Origin of the sequence: Photobacterium sp. 2_MG-2023 (assembly GCF_030547675.1) — a bacterium.
In the GTDB taxonomy this organism is placed as follows: Bacteria; Pseudomonadota; Gammaproteobacteria; order Enterobacterales; family Vibrionaceae; genus Photobacterium; species Photobacterium arenosum.
Window position 1 is genome coordinate 1 of sequence record NZ_JAUOQQ010000008.1, and the last position, 19,480, is coordinate 19,480.

General features: G+C 50.1%; 18 protein-coding genes. 8 read left to right on the forward strand and 10 right to left on the reverse strand.

Features of this window, described 5'->3' with window-relative positions; translation table 11 throughout:
• Positions 1-445: 445 nt before the first annotated feature.
• Positions 446-1,489, reverse strand: coding sequence for a GMP reductase (locus Q4491_RS08325; RefSeq protein WP_303456353.1), 1,044 nt, complete (start codon positions 1,487-1,489; stop codon positions 446-448).
• Between the two features lie 395 nt (positions 1,490-1,884).
• Between Q4491_RS08325 and Q4491_RS08330 the strand changes: the two genes are divergently transcribed.
• Together Q4491_RS08330 and Q4491_RS08335 are read left to right on the forward strand one after the other, a co-directional pair.
• Positions 1,885-2,277, forward strand: coding sequence for a hypothetical protein (locus tag Q4491_RS08330; RefSeq protein WP_303456356.1), 393 nt, complete (start codon positions 1,885-1,887; stop codon positions 2,275-2,277).
• Positions 2,278-2,428: 151 nt separating this feature from the next.
• On the forward strand, positions 2,429-2,941 hold the full coding sequence (locus Q4491_RS08335) for a hypothetical protein (RefSeq protein ID WP_052729952.1): 513 nt from the start codon (positions 2,429-2,431) through the stop codon (positions 2,939-2,941).
• Positions 2,942-2,948: 7 nt separating this feature from the next.
• Here Q4491_RS08335 and Q4491_RS08340 read toward each other — a convergent pair whose 3' ends face one another.
• Positions 2,949-4,115: a cation:proton antiporter gene (locus tag Q4491_RS08340; RefSeq protein ID WP_303456363.1), complete on the reverse strand. Its 1,167-nt coding sequence runs from the start codon at positions 4,113-4,115 to the stop codon at positions 2,949-2,951.
• A 240-nt stretch (positions 4,116-4,355) separates the two neighbouring features.
• Positions 4,356-4,862 (reverse strand): hypothetical protein, encoded by a 507-nt coding sequence (locus Q4491_RS08345; RefSeq protein WP_303456366.1) that lies wholly within the window; start codon positions 4,860-4,862, stop codon positions 4,356-4,358.
• A 136-nt stretch (positions 4,863-4,998) separates the two neighbouring features.
• Here Q4491_RS08345 and Q4491_RS08350 point away from each other — a divergent pair, with 136 nt between their 5' ends.
• From Q4491_RS08350 to Q4491_RS08360, 3 genes are all read left to right on the forward strand, one after another.
• A complete protein-coding gene (locus Q4491_RS08350) occupies positions 4,999-5,352 on the forward strand; it encodes a hypothetical protein (protein ID WP_303456369.1) in 354 nt (117 codons plus the stop codon).
• A gap of 503 nt (positions 5,353-5,855) precedes the next feature.
• A complete protein-coding gene (locus tag Q4491_RS08355; RefSeq protein ID WP_192017720.1) occupies positions 5,856-6,506 on the forward strand; it encodes a 2OG-Fe dioxygenase family protein in 651 nt (216 codons plus the stop codon).
• Positions 6,496-7,746, forward strand: a complete 1,251-nt coding sequence (locus tag Q4491_RS08360; RefSeq protein WP_303456376.1) for a cysteine desulfurase-like protein — start codon at positions 6,496-6,498, stop codon at positions 7,744-7,746. The genes Q4491_RS08355 and Q4491_RS08360 overlap by 11 nt, the downstream gene beginning before the upstream one ends.
• Before the next feature lie 97 nt (positions 7,747-7,843).
• On the opposite strand, the gene Q4491_RS08365 is transcribed toward Q4491_RS08360, so the two are convergent.
• Together Q4491_RS08365 and Q4491_RS08370 are read right to left on the reverse strand one after the other, a co-directional pair.
• Complete coding sequence (locus Q4491_RS08365) at positions 7,844-8,452, reverse strand: transposase (protein ID WP_303456379.1); 609 nt, start codon at positions 8,450-8,452, stop codon at positions 7,844-7,846.
• Positions 8,439-9,167 (reverse strand): IS4 family transposase, encoded by a 729-nt coding sequence (locus Q4491_RS08370; protein WP_303456382.1) that lies wholly within the window; start codon positions 9,165-9,167, stop codon positions 8,439-8,441. The genes Q4491_RS08365 and Q4491_RS08370 overlap by 14 nt, the downstream gene beginning before the upstream one ends.
• Before the next feature lie 631 nt (positions 9,168-9,798).
• On the opposite strand from Q4491_RS08370, the gene istA reads away from it, so the two are divergent.
• From istA to Q4491_RS08385, 3 genes are all read left to right on the forward strand, one after another.
• On the forward strand, positions 9,799-11,340 hold the full coding sequence (gene istA, locus Q4491_RS08375) for an IS21 family transposase (protein ID WP_303456385.1): 1,542 nt from the start codon (positions 9,799-9,801) through the stop codon (positions 11,338-11,340).
• Between the two features lie 9 nt (positions 11,341-11,349).
• Positions 11,350-12,105, forward strand: a complete 756-nt coding sequence (gene istB, locus Q4491_RS08380) for an IS21-like element helper ATPase IstB (RefSeq protein WP_303456388.1) — start codon at positions 11,350-11,352, stop codon at positions 12,103-12,105.
• Positions 12,106-12,364: 259 nt separating this feature from the next.
• The gene (locus tag Q4491_RS08385; RefSeq protein WP_192016823.1) at positions 12,365-12,556 is read left to right on the forward strand and encodes a YtxH domain-containing protein; all 192 of its coding nucleotides are present in this window, start codon (positions 12,365-12,367) and stop codon (positions 12,554-12,556) included.
• 110 nt (positions 12,557-12,666) lie between these two features.
• Here Q4491_RS08385 and sstT read toward each other — a convergent pair whose 3' ends face one another.
• From sstT to Q4491_RS08410, 5 genes are all read right to left on the reverse strand, one after another.
• The gene (sstT, locus tag Q4491_RS08390; RefSeq protein WP_237795372.1) at positions 12,667-13,905 is read right to left on the reverse strand and encodes a serine/threonine transporter SstT; all 1,239 of its coding nucleotides are present in this window, start codon (positions 13,903-13,905) and stop codon (positions 12,667-12,669) included.
• Positions 13,906-14,285: 380 nt separating this feature from the next.
• Positions 14,286-16,004, reverse strand: coding sequence for a BatD family protein (locus Q4491_RS08395; RefSeq protein WP_303456396.1), 1,719 nt, complete (start codon positions 16,002-16,004; stop codon positions 14,286-14,288).
• 31 nt (positions 16,005-16,035) lie between these two features.
• The gene (locus Q4491_RS08400) at positions 16,036-18,003 is read right to left on the reverse strand and encodes a VWA domain-containing protein (protein WP_303456399.1); all 1,968 of its coding nucleotides are present in this window, start codon (positions 18,001-18,003) and stop codon (positions 16,036-16,038) included.
• Positions 17,996-18,958, reverse strand: a complete 963-nt coding sequence (locus tag Q4491_RS08405; protein WP_303456401.1) for a VWA domain-containing protein — start codon at positions 18,956-18,958, stop codon at positions 17,996-17,998. Before Q4491_RS08405 ends, Q4491_RS08400 begins: the two co-directional genes overlap by 8 nt.
• Positions 18,951-19,475: a DUF4381 domain-containing protein gene (locus Q4491_RS08410; RefSeq protein ID WP_303456404.1), complete on the reverse strand. Its 525-nt coding sequence runs from the start codon at positions 19,473-19,475 to the stop codon at positions 18,951-18,953. The genes Q4491_RS08405 and Q4491_RS08410 overlap by 8 nt, the downstream gene beginning before the upstream one ends.
• Positions 19,476-19,480: the final 5 nt, after the last annotated feature.

Here is a 19,480-nt window from a genome sequence, read left to right on the forward strand (position 1 = left end):
GCTTTATGATTATGTTCGAGGATAGACTCACTGAATACATGTAACCAAGGCAGTTACACAGAATTATTTACAGGGTCGTGTGATGTTATGGACTCCCTTTCCGGGCGCTGGCGAATCCCCTCATAATTTCCCCAACCCACAAGTGTGCGTAAAGCGTTGACCACTACAAACATCGCCCAGTGATATTGGGACTCTTTAATCTTGTATCGTCGATGGCTCCTTACTGTCCACTTCCCCTTTAGCGAGACAATTCAAAACCAGAGGTTTCCAGTTGCCTTTTGCTCTGGCCTTCACGTATTTCTTCAATGCTTCAGAATGGTAGTCGGTGGTGACTTGGTGGGTTTTGGTATCGGCGCTTGTAGATAACGTGCTCAGCATAGGGACGGGACATAGTGACAAAAAAGGCCGCTCAAAAGCGGCCTCAAATACTTCGGGGAAAACCGAATCACTCTTTCCCGTACACGTTATTTTCTTGCTCACGAACCCGGATGAACGTGGTTCGTTTAGTCAGCTCTTTCAGCTTCGCCGCACCAACGTAGGTGCAGGTTGAGCGCACACCGCCCATGATATCCTGGATAGTGTTTTCAACCGGGCCACGGTAAGGCAATAGGACGGTTTTTCCTTCAGCGGCACGATAGTTGGCAACACCGCCAGAATGCTTGTCCATCGCGCTCTGGCTCGACATCCCGTAAAATTTCATGAATTGCTGGCCGTCTTTTTCAACGATTTCGCCGTTGCTTTCTTCATGGCCGGCCAGCATGCCGCCCAGCATCACGAAATCGGCGCCGCCGCCGAAGGCTTTAGAGACATCACCGGCACAGGTGCAGCCGCCATCGCCAATGATCTGTCCGCCCAGGCCGTGTGCGGCATCTGCACATTCGATAATGGCAGACAGTTGCGGGTAACCCACACCGGTTTTCACGCGAGTGGTGCACACTGAACCCGGGCCGATACCCACTTTGACGATGTCTGCACCCGCCAGAATCAGCTCTTCCACCATATCGCCGGTGACGACGTTACCCGCGCTGATGACTTTATCAGGGAATGCTTTACGGACTTTTTCCACGTACTCGACCAGATGCTCAGAGTAACCGTTTGCGATGTCAATGCAGATAAACATCAGCTCATCGGTCAGCGCCATAATATCTTTGGTTTTCTGAAAATCAGCATCGGACGTACCGGTAGAGACCATGGCATGCTTCAGGACATCAGCACTGTTTTCTTGAATGAAACTAGCCCAGTCCTCAACACTATAGTGTTTGTGAATGGCGGTCATGACATTGTGTTTTGCCAGTGCTTTAGCCATGTCAAAGCTGCCGACTGAGTCCATATTGGCGGCAATAATAGGAACGCCTGACCATTGACGACCGCTATGCTTGAATGTAAAATCGCGGGTTAATTCAACTTGAGATCGGCTTTTCAGGGTTGAACGTTTCGGGCGAAACAGTACATCTTTGAATCCCAGTTTCAGGTCTTGTTCGATACGCATGGAAGTTCCTTCTTTATCTTCTCTGTGATTATCGGATATTGCTCGTCAGTGATGCGCTATTGGCAGATAGCAAATTTCCTGAAGAGCAGGCACAAAAAAACCGGAGCGTTGGCAGACGCTCCGGTTTTCAGCATTATAGGCGCAGTTATTTTTTCTACAAGCCTGAAAAATGCATTTTTTTTATGGTATCCTCCCGAAGATTGCATCCAGACGTTTTACCCCGACTCCTACAATCAGGTGGCGTTTTGGTGAATCCTCAAGCATTCAAATCACTTCATAACCAGACGCGGATGACTTCCTGAATCCGAATGTCAAATTTATTATTTTTTGCTTCCAATCTGTTTCAATCCTTGGATAATCCTATGAGTCTCGCTGGCTAAGTGGATCGATTTACCTTGTTTAACAAAAGAAAAACAAAACAGATATTCCCGCTGGATTTCTACGGTGAAGATGGCAGCTGGCGCTTTATTCTGCGGGCTTACTCGTCTGATGAAGTTCTGGATGCTATGTATTGGCGTGCATATATTTCTTGTCACCGGAAGGAGTTTGATCTGCTTCATCTGGCGATTGACAAGTTTAACTATAAGTATAACTACTCGGCTTCTGACGTCTCGGAGTTGCATTTGGGGGCCGTGGGGTCTGCGATGCGGGTGAATATGATGGGGCCGATTGTGCCGGTCAAGCATTTACTGGCTAACATAGCAGAAAGGCTGGCAAACAAGACGAGCGGCACTGAGAAAACCCAGGCCGCAACGCATGCCGGGCAATTTCAGGCAAAGTCATCTTAAGCGCTGAATTATGGCCCGAATGACGACTGAATATTTAAAAGGAGCGATGGCTCCTTTTTTAATGTCTGATTTAGGTAAAAGCTTGTGGAGACATTATCTTAAGTTCGCTATGTTAGTAAACGAATCTGACAATAATCATGTAGGTGAATGGATGAACTCATGGACGCAGGGCAGATCTCTGGCCGTATCTTTGTTGCTGGCGACTCAGTTTGGGCTGGCCAGCAATGTGCACGCCACCACGGATCTGGCATCCATGTCAGAGTTGGTGGGTAAGTGGCAGTGCCTGCCGGATGAGAAGGCATCAGATAAGGAAGAGAGCTGGGTGAATTATGACTTTCATCATGATGGAAAAGTCAGCTCTAAAGAATGGATTCGCTATCAGGATCAGGGCAAAACTGAGCTGGAATTCAACTTATTTGTCGACTATCACCTTGAGTCGCTGGAAGGTGAATACCGTTTAAAACCTTTATCAATGAAACGGGAAATTCTGTCAGACCCCAATCAGGCCAATCCTTTTGGCTATGATGCGCAGCGCGATCTCATGGGTTACCGCATCTTCTTGCAGCCTGTGATGAAAGGCAAAAACGCAGCACAGTTCGAAATGTGGTATCACATTACCCCGCAGAATCATTTTTCTATGCAGTGTCAACGTCAGGCTGCCTGACGAGCGATCAGTCTTTGCGCAGATTGCTTACGCTTGAAATCGGCGTAGGAAAACGGCTGACGACCCAGTATGTAGACAGGATGAAAGTCATGAGGGTGGCGGCTTGAATAAAGAGCATGCCCTGCCCGGAAACCAGACCGGCGGTTAGGGCCGAATAAGCCAGCAAGAGCGAGAACTCGCTGGCTTGGCTGAGCCGGGCAGACAGCTCCTGAGGCGCTTTTTCCTTTGCCAGTTTCAGTGCAAACATGAAACCTGACGCTTTGACTGCAACCAGCAGCGCCCCGAACAGCCCACCCCACAGCAACACAGTGCCACCTTGTGTGATGTCCATTTTTGCGCCCACCGCGAAGAAGAAAAGAATCAGAAAAAACTCCCTCAAGGGTTTCAGGTGCAGGGAAATGGCTTGCGAAACCCGACTGATAGCAATGGATAGCCCGGCGACGAATGCTCCGATTTCATAGGATAACCCCGCCAGGTGGCCCGTTTCCGCCCACAGCAGGCACCATGCCAGTGCGGTAACAAAGGTGTATTCCTGAATCACATCAAAACGACGAAATAAGGGGAGCACCAGATAGCGGACGCCTAAATAGGCCAGCAGGCAGAGCAATCCTAATTTCAGCAGGATGAGCATAAAGGCGCTGATCATGGCATCTGGTTCACGCACATTCAGAAACAGAATCACAATGATAGCCAGTATGTCTTGTATCAGTAGCACACTGGTCATGACTTCACCCACACGCTGATGGTGAAGGGTGGTGGTCGGGATCAATTTCAACCCGATGACGGTACTTGAAAACATCAGCGCGGCGGCTGCCACAAGTGAATCGCCAAGGGATAGACCGATCAGCAGGCTAAACCCCAATGTGACCAGAAAGAAGAGACAGCAGGTCCCCAGTGTGATCAGGGCGCTTTCTTTAAAGAGATTCAGCAGCTTGAAGGGTTGCAGATTCAGGCCAAGCAGGAACAGTAAGAGGATGACACCGAACTGGCCGAACTGGATGATTCTGTCGTTGTCATTCAGCAAGCCTAGGCCACTCGGGCCAAGGGCAATGCCGGCAACGATGTACGCCAGAATGATGGGCTGGCGGGCGTACAGGAATATTGTGCCGATTAACGCTGAACTGACCACAATGATCCCGAGTTCGAAAATCATGGTTTGCAGTTCATTTAACATACAGCACCCATACGACAGCAATCAGGCTTGTTGATCCCTTAAAAGCATAGATGCTTTAGTGGGACAGGCACTATTGCGACGGGTAAATTGCTTTAGCGAAATGCTTTAGCGGGACAGGCACTATTGTGACTGACTAATCGGATGCCATGCCGTAGAGGGACAGACGCTTATATGTGGCGGGCAAATCCGGCTAGGGTATTCGCCAATCGATCTATTTTGCTATTGGAGAGCTGGCGATAGTCAAAGTAGGGACAGATGACACAACCTGTGCTCGCGGTTAATTGCGAATTCATTATCCAGCCAGATGAGAGGCACCGTCAGTTTCTCCTCGTGAATCAGTTTCTTGGCGTAGGTTCTTCCCATAATGATGTGGTAGCGAGGGGTAGAATCTGGTGCATCAAGAACGGGAGGATTGAATAACAGCGCTGTCTGGCTGGATTGCTGGAGAAGGAAATCATCTCTGTACGACTGCCAGCTCGGGGCGTTCGTTGAATGGGGGAACAACTTGCTGTCGAGGGCATAAATCAGCTTTGCGTATACGTTGAACACTTTTCGCCAACCGTTGCCGCACGCCTGGCCGATAGCCTTTATTTCACCTGAGGCAGCAGGCTGTAATTGATCCAGATATGCCATCCCGGGCACGTCTGGCCGGTTTTCGATATAAGCGGCTAAGGAAAAGTCGGGACATCCCAGCCCGATAAGGTGTTGCGTGCTATCTTCGGCGAAAGTGTTTGTATTTTCAGGCATCTGTGTCGATCTTCTTTGTATGCAGTATGTTGAGTGAATGTAAGCGTGATTTTACTTAAGGTTTACTTGCGGTTGACACTGCTTTACCAAGCTATATGTACGCTGTACATATATGCAGAAAAACAGGTAGTGTTATATGAAAACTCTATGGATTGGTATCTTGTGCTTGTCTCTGATCGCACCAGCAACCAGTTTTGCTCATGGTGGCAGAGATCACGGTGGCAGAGACCATGGTTATGATCATGGTTATAAAAAATATTATAAGCATAAAAATAAGCACAGACACCATCATCATCGTAAACCGGCCAGACATTATCACCATCATGAGGTTGTCGTTATTAAGGAACGCCCTCGCAGGGAGTATCACCGAACCAATTTACCCGAATTGGTGACCTTTGCTGTGGTATCAGGCATTACCTATGCCATTATTGATAACGCATTTTATAAAAAATCTGGTGATAATTACGTTTATACCCCACACCGTCCTTAAGCTGCCACCAGCCTGTTCCGTTTATCCTCCAGATTTACAGACCTTCTGTCAGAAATGGCAGGAGGTTTTTTGTATTCAACGTTTTCATTTCCTCTGCGCATGTACGGAATATCAATATTTCTGGTGGGATACATATCACAAACGGTATTTTATGCTGCCTTTTGATGGGTTCACAGCGGTTCCACAACTTGAGTGTTAAAGCGGTAATCTTTTAAAATCAGATGGTTACGGTTTTATCTAGCAAAGAACACTGCTTTTTCGTGAAGCTAGATTGAAATACTAGATTGTTAGCCCAGTCATATCCACTTCTATGGTTTAGTATTCTTAATTTTAACTGTTATGTGAAGTTTATATCTGCTTGGTATTGGCTTTGTCGAATTTTCATTTACTCTATCTTGTAACTGAATTGTTGATCTCTTGTTTGTGGTTTGCTGCAAACGGGAGAGCGTCCGACACAGTTGCGGACGGCTAGGGATAAGGCGCTGCTAAGAGGAGCTGATGCAATGAATGTTTCACTGGGTCGTACTTTTCAACTCACACAACTAAGCGGACAGGCTATCAATGAGCTTTCCCCTTCGTTCAATCATTTGCCTAAAACCGGGCACGCAGATGGCGAGTACCGTCTTCGCCGTTATTCCATTGTGAAAGCGACCGCCAATGGCGTGCAGCACATGCCGCCCAGGGCCTTTGTGCAATCTGACGACATTAACCACTTTCAGGGCAATGTCAGCCGCAGTTTTGAGCCTTTGGAAGACAAGATACTTTTCAGTGCCGGGATGCATGAAATGTGTGAAGTGTTCAAACGTGCCAATGCCTTATCAGATGATCAGGAAATTGAAATTCATCAGATCCGTATTGCCGCGCTGGAGGGTGAGACTCAGGTAGCGCCAGAAGGGGTTCATCAGGATGGTTTTAATCACATTGCGGTGATTGGGATTGGACGTGAAAACATCGAGGGCGGTGAGTTTCTGGTCTACAAGAATAAAAATCAACTGCCTTTTTTGAGCATGGCGCTCGAGCAGGGTGAAGTCGCTATTCTGGCCGATGATCAGCTCTGGCATAATGCGCGTCCGATTAAGGCTGTGAAGAAAGATCAACAAGGCTACATGGATCTCTTTGTTCTGACAGCCCGGGAGACTCAGTATGCACTTTGATGTATCAAGTGTTCGACAGCAGTTCCCCGCACTGGCTCAACAGATCAATGATGCACCTGTGTATTTCTTTGACGGACCGGGTGGAGCACAAGTACCTGCCAGTGTGTTACAGGCGATAACGGATTATCTTGGCCGTTATAATGCCAATCTTGGCGGTTCGTTTTTCTCCAGTGAGGTGACAGTGTCACTCATGACAAAGGCGCGTGAGTCTGTTCAGGCCTTGCTGAATGCGCCGTCACCCGACAATATTGTATTCGGTCCGAATATGACTTCACTGACTTTTCAGCTCAGCCGTGCCATTTCACGCGACTGGAAGCAAGGTGACGAAGTGATCGTGACGTCTCTGGATCATTATTCGAACGTGTCCAGCTGGCAGCAAGCGGCGGATGACAAAGGGGTACTGGTTCGTCAGGTTCGGGTGAATCAAGCCGACTGCACGTTAGACTACGAGCACTTTGAATCTTTACTGAATCATAAGACGCGGTTGGTGGCCGTCACCTATGCGTCGAATACAACTGGCTCGCTGGTGGACATTGCGCGCATTGTTAAAGCTGCGCACAGTGTTGGCGCGCAAGTCTATGTTGATGCAGTACACTATGCTCCGCACAAGCTGGTAGACGTGCAAGCACTGGGCTGTGATTTTCTGGCGTGTTCAGCTTATAAGTTCTTTGGTCCGCATGTGGGAATTGTTTATGTGGCACCTCAGTGGCTGCAGACGTTGAAGCCATATAAAGTTGAACCTGCGACCGATCTCGGTCCGGGACGTTTTGAAACGGGAACCCAGAACTTTGAGGGGTTGGCCGGTGTCGTGGCTGCCATTGACTATCTGGCACAGTGGGGCGATCCGCAAGACAGCTTACGCGAGCGCCTGACAGCCAGTTACACTCAGTATCAGTCGCATGAAGAATCGCTGAGCCAGTATTTTTTGAACTGGGTCAGGAAATTCAGCAATGTGACTTTGCTGGGTATCGAGGATGATAAACGGCTCGCAGAACGTACCCCGACTTTTGCACTACGTATTGATAATGTACCGCCGTCGGATATAGCCTCCCACCTGGGTCAACAGAATATGTGCGTCTGGAACGGTCACTTTTATGCGTTAGGCTTGTGCCGGCAGTTAGGAGTGCTTGAAAGTGGTGGCGTCGTCCGAATTGGTTTCATGCACTACAATACTCAAGCAGAAATTGATCGACTTTTTGAAGCGTTAACGCCATTTTTGACCCCTGTTTCTGAACAATAAAAAATAATGATTACTGCAATTTGCAGACCCCTGTCACAGGCTTAATCCATTAAGCTGATCGAATGAAAGCCCGCGTTATCTCGCTAATACCGCTCGCTTAACAGCGAGCGGTTCTTTTTCTATAAGGATAACGGGGAGCTTTATATAGCACCTGTCTGGGAATGGGTTTCCGTTTTCTCTTTTTAGGCAAGATTAACCGCTTGCCACTGTCCCTGAGGTTCTGCAGTTTCTTGGGTACCGTGCCTGGAGTCCGTCCAGAACACCATAAAAACTCTTCTTGTATCAGTCTTAACGCATTGATAAAACTGATCCTGAGAGGTTCAACACCATGTTGTTCAGCCATGCGCTTCATTTCTAACCGCACAAGATTATAAGAGATGAATATCCCCCATAACTCCTGATAGATCCCATCTCGTTTTTGGCTTCTCATGACCGCTGTATTGTTGAGCTGACTTTGTTTCAGCTCACCGTAACCTTGCTCGATTTCCCACCGTTCCCAGTACACTTCAAGAATATCTTTTAACGGGTATGTCTGCGGACATTCCATTGAGGTAATAAAGCCTTTTATTTTGCCTTTGGGCTCAGGGATAAGCACAAGGCGGGCTTGCCATGTCTTCTCGAGATGCGGATACTCTTTTTGAGCCTGTGGAGAGACTGGCATTTTGATGAGCTTGTCATAAGGTGTGTATTCTTCAATGACGTTCATAACGGAACTTGCTCTTTATTGGCGTTAACCAATGCGTGTTTCTTCCCGCTCCGCGCCAGGCTTGTAGTAATTCAGCGGAGAAGAACCCACGGTCAAACAGCGTGAGCGTATCATCGGGTGCTGAGCCGACAAGCTGTTGAGCATAAGATATTTCGCTGTTGGTTATTGGACCAAAAGCGACATCCGATACGAGGTGGGTACGCGCTGACATCAGAGTGACTGCCAGTACAGAAGGGAATGTTGCTTTGCCCGTGGCATAACCTAATTGCTGGTTATCCTTTGTCTCCGGAACTTTAAACTGCGTTCCATCAACGCTCATCACTTTCAGGCCACAAACAGGATGAGATGTATCTTCCTTTTCCCATTCAGTCGCAGTGGTATGAAAAAGATGTCGTAATGGCTCTAAGCCAATACGTTGTCTGGCTTTGACAATACTACTGGTCGCCAGAGGTGGGAGCTCCCCTTTAGAATCAGGAAATGCGAGTTCCAGCTTGTCACAAACATCATTGATCGAGCGATTTCGCATGAGCCCGATCCCTAAGACAAGCCATACTGCTTGTTCGGCAGGAAATCTACGCTTGCGAACAGCAGCACGTCCAGTCTCTTTGACGGCTTCAGAAATCCAGTCGGCCGGAATATTTTTCTGGAAGGCGTCGATTGCTTCTGGATAGTTAAACTCTGCAGCTGCTTGTAGTTCACGGGAAAACTCAGACATAAAAAATCGGCCTCAAAAATAGTCTGAGACCGATTATGAAGCCGCCTAAGGATCATTCAAGTCTGCTTAAACGATCGGCGTTAGCGTTATCTCGCGGGCTTTTTGTTGTTGAGTGCATGACACTGGATGACAGAATGATCGATCTTGTCGAAGGGGCTATGGTCTCTCCATCCGTATTGGTCATATACCTGAATCCAGCCTCGTTGCGCGGCAGTTAGCACCTTGCCAAAGTGTGCTTTGCGCTTCTCCACACTATTTGGAAAAGCACGATACTCCATCGTCATCAACGGATTTGCAGCTACCTTGGTAGAGTTGAAGGCGCATTGGGAAAGTATTGCGGAACTGTCCATTTGTGGTGCAAGCTGATGAGCTGGTGCACAATGTTGAGTCAGGTGTCAGTATCCACTACTTATTGATCCTGTACCCAAGTTGCGTATTCCGGTCCATGCTGAACACTCATTCCGGTCCAATGTGAACACCCATTCTGGTTTAACGTGAACACCCATTCCGGACTCAAGATGAACGCTTTTGCTCACCTTTCCGGAATCACTGTTCACGTTCCGCCGGAATCCCTTTCAACGTATTGATCTTCAACTTATTTGGTAACCTGTTTCCTATTTGGAGCAGGACTATGCCAGCAAAGAGGATTGCAATGCGTAAAATTCGAGACGTACTCAGGCTGAAACTGGATGCCAGGTTGTCGATTCGGCAAATCAGCGCGAGCACAAAAGTCAGCGTTGGTGCTATCCAGAAACTGCTCCAGAAAGCGCAAACTCTGAACCTGACTTGGCCGCTTCCCGACTCACTGACAGATGAGCAACTGGCCCAACTATTTTATCCCGCAGCCGATACGCGGGCCTCGTGCCGATATCAGGTTCCCGACTGGCCTGCTGTCCATCAAGAGCTGAAACACAAGGGGATCACCAAGCAACTGCTGTGGGAAGAATATACCCAGCAATACCCCAACCGCTGCTACAGCTACTCACAGTTCTGTGACCGTTACCTTCACTGGAATAAGCAGCAAAGACGCACCATGAGACAGCTGCATAAAGCCGGGGAAAAGTGCTTTATCGACTACTGCGGCCAGACGGTTCCCATTATCTGCCAGAGCACCGGTGAAGTCCGGCATGCCCAGGTGTTCGTAGCGGTTCTCGGTGCATCCAACTATACCTATGCGGAAGCCACAGAGTCCCAGTCATTACCGGACTGGCTGCAAAGCCATGTTCGGGCATTCGAGTTCTTCGGTGGTACACCGGAGATGTTGATCCCCGACAACCTGCGCAGTGGCGTCAGCAAGGCATGTCGTTATGATCCGGAACTCAACCCAAGCTATCAGCAGCTTGCTGAACACTACCAAATCGCCGTCATGCCAGCTCGCCCTTATAAGCCCAAGGATAAAGCCAAGGCTGAAGTGGGTGTGCAAGTCGTCGAACGCTGGATCCTGGCTCGCCTGCGCCACCACAGCTTCTTCTCACTGGCTGAGTTAAACCAGTGCATCATGGCGTTGCTTGAAGAGTTGAACCAGAAGCCGTTCAAACAGTTGCCGGGCAACCGCAAGGAAGCCTTCGAAAAGTTAGACCAGCCAGCACTCAAGCCCTTGCCGTGCATGCCTTACCGCTATGTAGCTATCAAGCAGGTAAAGGTAAATATCGACTATCACATCCAGTATGAACATCACCACTACTCAGTTCCGCATCAGTATGTTGGTGAGAAGTTGGAGCTGCATGCCGGAGACCGGTTAGTCCAGCTCTATTATCGTCAACAGCTCGTCGCCTCCCATCCCCGAAAACGCTATCCCGGGATAACAACCGATGAAAGTCATATACCAAAACGCCATCAGAAGCATCAGCAATGGACGCCCGGTCGCCTCAAACAATGGGCCAGCGCCATCGGGCCAGATAGCCTGCAATGGGTCAGCGAACGTATGGAAGAAAAAGCCCACCCGGAACAAGCCTACCGTCTGTGTCTCGGGCTACTGAATTTAAGCCGGCAGTATCCAGCCCAAAGGCTGAATACCAGCTGTAAACTTGCCAACCAGAAAGGCCTGGTCAAGCTTCGGCAAATCAAGTCAATCCTGGCGAGCAACCGTGATCAGCTCCCCGAGCAGGGAGATGGCAACTCATGCTTGCCCCAAGATCACGAGAATATCCGCGGGCCCCATACCTTCCACTAGGAGAAAGCAATGACACAGCAAACACTCAACCGGTTACGGGAGCTAAAGCTCAGCGGGATGGCCGAAGCACTGGAGCGGCAGCAAGAACAGCCAGGCACTTATGAAGCTCTCGCGTTCACCGAGCGGCTGAGCTTGTTGGTCGAACAAGAGCAGTCAGTTCGGCAGCAACGCCAGCATGAGCGGCTGATCCGGCAAGCCAAGTTCAAACTTAATGCTACTGTTCAGGAGATAGACTACCAGCACCCTCGCAATATCGAACGTTCACGCATCGCTCGGCTAGCGCAACGGGACTGGCTTGACCGAAGGCAGAACCTGTTGATCACCGGACCATGCGGCAGTGGTAAGACTTATCTCGGCTGCGCTCTTGGCCATAACGCCTGCCAGCAAGGGTTCAGCGTTCGTTACTACCGGACTTCAAGGCTGTTGCTGGCCCTGACCCAGTCAAAAGCAGACGGCACCTACCATAAGCTACTGACCCAGCTTGCCAAGGTGCACTTGTTGATCCTGGATGACTGGGGACTTGCACCGTTGAAAGTCGGGCAGCGCAACGACCTGATGGAAATCATGGATGATCGCTATGGTCAGGCTTCAACAGTGTTAATCAGTCAGTTACCGACTGATCAGTGGTACGCACAAATCGGTGACAACACATTGGCAGATGCCATCTTAGATCGCCTGATGCACAATGCTCACAGGCTGCAACTGAAGGGAGAATCAATGCGGAAAAAGTTAGGAACGTTGACGGAAGATGAACACTTAAGCTAAAAACAACTGTCGTGATACGTTGAAAAAGTTAAGTGTTCATGTTCAGCCGGAATAAGTGTTCAACTTCGTCGGAATACGCACAAGTAGGACTTGGGAACAGCAGTGCGGCGCAGGGTGACTGATTCAACTGCCAATTTCAGGTTAAGCCGGGCACATGTTTTTACTCTGGTATTGGCTTTCTGGGAGCGAATTGGCAGGTTTATGGTCTGTGCTGGCGGTATACTGCTTGTGAATAAACACAAATAACAGTGAGAAAGCTATGTTGAAATACATTGTGATTGCCCTGGTGGGCCTGGGGATTTATATCGGAGTGACCTATAAAGATCAGATCGAAGATGCGATGAACGCACGTCCGATGGAGGAGGCGCAGGATCTGTTTGAGGATATGGGTGATCAGGCCGCAGAGGCCAAAGATGCCTTAGACAAGCAGTTGGAGACATTACAAAACTGATTGGTATCGTATGATTTTTTAAGTCATTCATACAACAATGGCGACCTTAGGGTCGCCATTGTTGTTAGTTGCTCATGTCAGGTGCTCAGAAAAAGCGTTAAGCGTTATGCTCAGGCTTTAACTGGATTAGCAGCTTCTTGCGCTTCGGCAGCACGGCATGCAGCCGCAGTGAAGATAACGTCAGTCGAGCTGTTCAGAGCTGTTTCAGCTGAATCCTGAATAACACCGATGATGAAACCGATAGCAACAACCTGCATCGCAACTTCGTTGGATACACCGAACAGGCTGCAAGCCAGTGGGATCAGCAGCAGAGAGCCACCGGCAACACCGGATGCACCACATGCAGACACGGCAGCCACCACGCTCAACAGCAGGGCAGTACCCAGATCAACCTGAATACCCAGCGTATGGACAGCAGCCAGAGTCAGAACAGTGATGGTAATCGCTGCACCTGCCATGTTGATGGTCGCGCCCAGAGGAATCGATACTGAGTATGTATCTTCGTGCAGATCCAGATCTTTACACAGCTGCATGTTCACCGGGATGTTTGCCGCTGAACTACGGGTAAAGAAGGCGGTGATACCACTTTCGCGGATACACTTCAGAACCAGAGGGAATGGGTTCTGTTTAGTTTTGTAGAACACGATAACCGGGTTAACCACAAAGGCAATAATCGCCATTGAACCAAGCAGTACGGCCAGCAGGTGCGCGTAGCTGGACAAAGCAGAGAAGCCAGTCTCAGCGAAGGTTTGTGATACTAAACCGAAGATACCGATAGGTGCCAGACGGATAACAAAACGAACGATCAGTGTGACGCCGTTAGACATGTCGTGGAACACTTGTTTGGTCGCATCGGATGCAGAATGCAGAGCAAAGCCCAGACCCACAGCCCATGCCAGAATACCAATGTAGTTGCCGGTCAGCAGAGCGTTGATTGGGTTATCAACAACTTTGAACAGCAAAGTATTCAGTACTTCTGCAATACCTTCAGGAGCAGCCTGATTTGCAGTACCTGCGTCCAGAGTCAAAGTAGTCGGGAAAAGGAAACTCATGGTAACGGCAGTTAAGGCGGCCATCAGTGTACCGAACAGGTACAGCATAATGACGGGCTTCATGTTGGTATGTGCGCCTTTTTTCTGATTTGCAATCGAAGATGCAACCAGAATGAACACCAGCACAGGAGCTACAGCTTTCAGAGCACTGACGAACAGGCTGCCCAGGAAACCGACTTTCAGTGCGGCATCAGTTGAGACAGCGGCTAGGACGATACCTGCCACGATACCAATAAGGATCTGGATAACCAGACTGCCATTGGCAATTTTAGCTAGGAATGGTTGTGGTTGACTCATACTACATCCTGAATGTTTTGAGTTGGTGTGGAAGCGTTTTATGTTGTTTGCGGGAGGTTTTTTAACAGGATAATCGAACGATTTCCACTACTCTTTTTAGAAACTTTTAGGTTACACATTTTTAACGTTACTGAACGCTGATATTTGTGAGCGGTTTATCACTAACATTTATCTGCTTCTGGCGGTATTAGCCTGCTATTATTCCGCTTTAGGCAGTGTCCATCAAACCTTGCTCTGAGTCTGGATGCAGAACAAATAAAAAATCCTGCCCGAAGGCAGGATTAACTATCACGCAATCTTTCAGTCACGGCTCCTCACAGTCACACAAGGACGGATGAAACTCGCGCTCTGAGAGCAGGCATCTTAACGGGTCAGCTGAGTCATTTTCTGTCTGCCGCCGGTATCTCAGGCACCAGAGGCTCCAGCTCATTGGCCGTTTGCGCCTTTTTGCGGCTTTTCTGCTGGCGTTGCAGCAGAGCCAGCAGATCACTCTTGTCCCACATTTGAGGGGACTCACTGTAATGGGCCGCCATCATGGCGCTAACCGCCTGATCCAGTTGTTGTCGGTGTTTCGCTGGCAGGTGCGATTTATCCCAGGCATTGTAGTAAGTTTGCACCTGCATGGGCTGACATGCTGTCACTGCAGCGATCAGCTTGTCTGTGATGCTGCTATTGGCACTGGCAGAACTGACGGATTCTGTGGTCAGTGGAGGCTGTTTTCGGCTCCGCAGCCACATCATCAGAGTACCAAGCCAGAGAAGGGTGACGGCCAGCGTCAGCCAGGGCCACCAGGCAGAGACGCCCTGAACCTGCTGATTCACGGCAGCAGGATGTGCATTGCTACCCTGCGGATTACTGATCCCGGTCTGTGAGGCACCGTTACTGTGTTCATCCGATGGACGCATGGCGCCGGGAATACTGGCTGTGGCATCTGGCTGAACCTGCAGCACTTTACCTTCAACCTGGCTGATGACTTTTTCCCCTTTATCGGTATTCCACCAGTTAACTGTCAAAGATGGCAGGGTAATCGTTCCGCTCCGGCGGGGTATGATGACCTGTTTCAGCGTCATGACACTGTAATCGTTCTCTTGTTGGTAAACGGGTTTCTCGCTGTATACCCGGACTGAGTCAGGGTAGATCAGGGATAAGTCAGGCAGATTACTTTGTGGTGTGCCTTTCATTTTCAGTGTCAGGGTGCGCGAAACCGGCTCACCCACCTTAATGTGCGGCTCGTCCTTGTTCCATGTCTGTTCCAGTTGAAGATCTGCAGTTGGTAACCACAACCCTTTATAGTCATCAGGCTCAGCAAGGACAGTCAATGGCATAGGTTCGGCCTGAATATTGACGGGGATCCGCATACCAAAACGCCGGCTGCTGTCACTTTTGAAGGCTGTGCCAGTGAGTTTGGCGCCCTGAAGGGTGATATCACCCGGTTTGGTTGCTGTGATTCGGTACTTACGGTTAATGATGGTGTAGCGTCTGCCATTCAGTACGGTATCTGCCTGGTGATCATCACCCACCTGAACCACTTCCAGTCCTTCGCCCTGAGGGGCGATTAAACTGGCTTTTTCCAACTGTTCTCCGAGCTTGATTTGTACCATGTAGCTCTGACTTTCACCGACATAAAGGCGGCTTTTGTCCATACGCCCGTTGACCTCAATTGCAAGATCGGTAGTGGAAGCGGCAGCATCTGAATGCTCACTGACCTGAATCCGGATAGGATCTGACGCGGACGCGCCAATACGAAAGGCCGGAATGGTGAAATCACCTTTCGCTTTGGCAGCGAGCGACACTTGCCACTGGGTTTGTCTCGACACTGAACCGTTAATAAAACGGTTCATGGAGCGGGTACTGGTAGTACCGACAATGAAATCATTGTTGAGTGGCGATAAGTCAAGGGCACTGGCGCTGACATTGTCATCTATGCTGACTGTCAGCTCAAAGATCTCATTCACCCCAACCTGGTTGGATGACACAGTGGCCACAACCTGGGCGGCATACGCCGAATAAGAGAGCAGGCTGCCAATCAGCAGCACGACACTTAGCCAGAGCTTTGTCCGGCAAAATGCGGAAAGAAAAGTAACATACTTAGAATGCATTGTGAGTCCTTGCTTCTGTAACTGTCTGTGGCTACCAACGATTTTCAGGTGCGTCCGGGGCTGGTTTTTCTCTCGCCTGGAGAATGATCTGAGCCCTGAGCAATTCCCGGGTGCTGTCTGGTATCTGCTCCAGTTTTTTTAATGTCGGATGGCTTGCACTCAGGCCACTGGTTTCATCGCCACTGTCTTCATCGCTAACGTCTTCATTATTACCGGCTATTGGCTGCTCGCTTTTCTCAGCGTTTGCATTGGCTTGTTCGCCAGCGGGCTCAATGCGCGACTGAGCTGCATTGCCAGCGGAATTGGCTGGGTTAGGATCTGAACCGGCCTGGACTGGATGTCCCGCTTGTGATGGCTGCTGACTGTCAGCCGAAGGAGGGGATACTTCTCCGGCACTGTCATCATTATGACCCGATGCCTGCTGGCTTTGTTCATCTTGCCGTGATTGCCTTTCTTGCTGCGCATCGCCAGCAGACGCAGAAGCTGTCTGGTCAGACTGACTGGCGTTACCAGACTGGCCGGTTTGACTATTTTGCTGGCTGGATGGCTGCTGCCCTGAAGCAGACTGTACATTGCTATCTCGGGATGAGTTGCCAGCTTGTTGCCCGGACGGCGATCCTTGGCCTTGCTGACCTTGCTGACCTTGCTGACTCTGCTGGTTCGCTTGTTGCTGGCTGAGCTGCTGCTCGACGATATCCAGATTGGTTTTTGCATCTGTGTTATCCGGATCTGCGTTCAGCAAGTCCTGATAGATATCGCGGGCCTTATCCAGCTGGCCAGCTTGTGCGTACGCATTGGCCAGGTTGTAACGAGAGGCCGGGTCAGTTAAACCTGACAGGGATTCGATGGCGCCTTCATAATCGCCCGCCTGATATTTGGCCGCTCCTTGCCAGGCGGGTGACTGGAACAGATCCGCCGCAGCCTGATATTCCTGTTGCTGATAGTGTTGATAAGCGTCTTGATCCTGATTTAGCCAGGGAGACGCAACGCTTTTCTCAACCGGCAGGAAAACGATCAGTAAACAGGAAAATGCGATGCCTTTGCGGCAGGCGGGCAAAAAGAGCAGGATCAGCGGAATCAACAGCCAGAATCCACCATTGAGTTTTTCCTCAATGGTCTTGTCTTGCGCTTGTTCAGACTGCGCTGTGAGATGAGTCGTAGCCTCAATAAGAGCCAGAATATCCTGATCATTACCCCGCCATCTCACCATGATGCCACCATGGCTGGCTGCCAGTGTTTCGAGCCGCCGGGGATGCATTTTGCTCAAAACCGTGTTGCCTTGATTGTCTTGTAACAGCCGGCCGTCCGGCATAGTGACTGGTGCACCTTGCGGGGTAGCGACAGCCAGAATGGACAAGCGGTATTGATTGTCTTGCAGCAACTGGTCAGTTTGCATAGCTTCTTTCTCACTGAGTCCGTCGGTGATCAAGATCAGATCCCCCAGAGGGTGCCCGGCTTGCCTGAGCAGATCGATGGCGGCTTTCACGCCTGCGGCAGCGTTACTACCCTGAATAGGCAAAATAGCAGGTGATAATCCCGGTATCAGGTGAGTCAATGTCGTACTGTCTGCGGTCAGCGGGCTGATGATGTAGCCATCTCCGGCATAGGCTATCAGGCCTGTGGTGCCTTCCTGCCAGTAGGGCAGAAGGTCCATGGCTTTATAGCGGGCCTGAGTCAGACGGTTAGGGGGCAGATCGGTCGCGTACATGGAGTTCGACATATCCATGATAATCACTCTGGCGCCGCTCAGGTTAGAGGCGGGCAACATTTGTTTTTGCCAGCTGGGGCCGGCCATCGCAATCACCGCCAGTATCCATCCGATGCTGAGGAGCAGAAGCGATAGCACGCGGACTCGCTGAGAGGAGGGTTTATTGTCGGGTTGAAGGTGCGCAGCAATCAGCCCGGACTGTGCACGGCGTTGAGCCAGCCAGGGCAAAAGGACAGCTAGTGGAATCAATGCGAGTAACCAAGAGGGATGTAAGAAAGTAAAATCAGCCATATCGCCTCCAACGGATTGCCAGCAGGACGCTGAAGAGCAGTGCCCCTGCCAGCGGGAAACGAAACAGCTCCTCTCTTGGCCGCCAGGTTTGCTGAGCGGTTGATACCGGCTCCAGATCGTTGATTGACTGGTAAATGCTGGCTAATTCCTGCGGATTCCTTGCCCTGAAATACTGACCCTCTGTGAGGGCTGCGATTTGGGTAAGCGCATGCTCGTCCAAATCCTGCGAGGGGTTAACCATACGATCACCAAAGAAACTGCGTTGCACCATTTCATCGGCACCTATGCCGACTGTGTATATTCTGACCTTGTTCTCAGCGGCCAGCTTTGCCGCTTCCATCGGATTGATCACCCCGGAAGTATTGGCTCCGTCACTGAGCAGGATAATCACACGTTGCTCGGCGTCACTGTTGATAAAACTTTTCGCTGCGATGCCCAGCCCTTCACCAATGGCGGTGCTTTGCCCGATCAGTCCGAGCACAGTTCTGGCTAATTGCTGCTTTACCGTGTTCAGATCGAAGGTCAATGGAGTTTGCAGGTAGGCATGATTGGCGAACAGTACCAAACCCAGCCTGTCACCCTGGCGCTTGCCGATGAAGTCGGTTACCACCTGTTTTACCGCAGTAAGGCGATCGACAGTGTTACCCTGACCATCGACCATATCTTCAATTGACATTGAACCGGATAAATCGACAGCCAGTAACATGTCTCTGTGTTCAGGCTGTATCTGAACGGGATCACCAAACCAGACTGGCCTGGCGAGCGCCCCTAGCAAACTGACCCAGCACAGCAGAGCCAGAATGCCTTGCCAGCGTCGAACCGGCTTTTTGACCAGATTTTCCGGCAGTACCGGCAATGTGATGACTGCCACGGGTTGAACCGGCCTGGTAAAGCGGTAGATAAACCAGGGCAGAGGAAGCAATACGAGCGCCCACCACCATACAAATTCAAACATGCCTGTCCCCTTTTGCTGCATCCCCTTTCATCGCTGGGGTATGTTGAGGGAAACGGGGCGGAAGGGCATGCCTTAACCAGATCTCAGCCTGATGCCGGCAGGCACCGCGAATGTCATCTCTGGTTTCTGAGGCATAAAGAGCCTGTGTCCATGCATCATTCAGCGACACAAATCCCCGGTGTTGTTCGGGTAACTGATGATCTAAAAATGCCATCCATTGATGGCCACTCAGCCCCGCCACCTGCTCACGGGGAAAATAGGTAAGTGCGGCCTGTCTGAGCAAGGTGTTCAATTCTGACACCGATTGAGCGTGTTTGAGTTGTCTTAATGCTTGTTTTTTACCAGCCTTTAACCCGCGTCTGGCCTTGAGCTGATTCACGACCAAATACAGCAGGGCAAGCAGGATAATGACAAGCAAAGCACTTGCCCACCATCCCCAGGCCAGAGGCCAGGGATCCGGCAAAGCTGGCAAATGGAGATCGGCCAGCTGCAATGGATGCGTATGTGTTTGTGCCATAAAAG

Excerpts from the sequence above, each read along its gene's own strand:
- Q4491_RS08395 (WP_303456396.1), bottom strand. The coding sequence starts at position 16,004 with ATGCATTCTAAGTATGTTACTTTTCTTTCCGCATTTTGCCGGACAAAG.
- Q4491_RS08410 (WP_303456404.1), bottom strand. The coding sequence starts at position 19,475 with ATGGCACAAACACATACGCATCCATTGCAGCTGGCCGATCTCCATTTG.
- Q4491_RS08360 (WP_303456376.1), top strand. The coding sequence starts at position 6,496 with ATGCACTTTGATGTATCAAGTGTTCGACAGCAGTTCCCCGCACTGGCT.
- Q4491_RS08385 (WP_192016823.1), top strand. The coding sequence starts at position 12,365 with ATGTTGAAATACATTGTGATTGCCCTGGTGGGCCTGGGGATTTATATC.
- Q4491_RS08365 (WP_303456379.1), bottom strand. The coding sequence starts at position 8,452 with ATGAACGTCATTGAAGAATACACACCTTATGACAAGCTCATCAAAATG.
- Q4491_RS08335 (WP_052729952.1), top strand. The coding sequence starts at position 2,429 with ATGAACTCATGGACGCAGGGCAGATCTCTGGCCGTATCTTTGTTGCTG.
- Q4491_RS08405 (WP_303456401.1), bottom strand. The coding sequence starts at position 18,958 with ATGTTTGAATTTGTATGGTGGTGGGCGCTCGTATTGCTTCCTCTGCCC.
- Q4491_RS08325 (WP_303456353.1), bottom strand. The coding sequence starts at position 1,489 with ATGCGTATCGAACAAGACCTGAAACTGGGATTCAAAGATGTACTGTTT.
- Q4491_RS08370 (WP_303456382.1), bottom strand. The coding sequence starts at position 9,167 with ATGTCTGAGTTTTCCCGTGAACTACAAGCAGCTGCAGAGTTTAACTAT.
- Q4491_RS08355 (WP_192017720.1), top strand. The coding sequence starts at position 5,856 with ATGAATGTTTCACTGGGTCGTACTTTTCAACTCACACAACTAAGCGGA.
- Q4491_RS08340 (WP_303456363.1), bottom strand. The coding sequence starts at position 4,115 with ATGTTAAATGAACTGCAAACCATGATTTTCGAACTCGGGATCATTGTG.
- istB (WP_303456388.1), top strand. The coding sequence starts at position 11,350 with ATGACACAGCAAACACTCAACCGGTTACGGGAGCTAAAGCTCAGCGGG.
- Q4491_RS08350 (WP_303456369.1), top strand. The coding sequence starts at position 4,999 with ATGAAAACTCTATGGATTGGTATCTTGTGCTTGTCTCTGATCGCACCA.
- Q4491_RS08345 (WP_303456366.1), bottom strand. The coding sequence starts at position 4,862 with ATGCCTGAAAATACAAACACTTTCGCCGAAGATAGCACGCAACACCTT.
- Q4491_RS08400 (WP_303456399.1), bottom strand. The coding sequence starts at position 18,003 with ATGGCTGATTTTACTTTCTTACATCCCTCTTGGTTACTCGCATTGATT.
- istA (WP_303456385.1), top strand. The coding sequence starts at position 9,799 with ATGCCAGCAAAGAGGATTGCAATGCGTAAAATTCGAGACGTACTCAGG.
- sstT (WP_237795372.1), bottom strand. The coding sequence starts at position 13,905 with ATGAGTCAACCACAACCATTCCTAGCTAAAATTGCCAATGGCAGTCTG.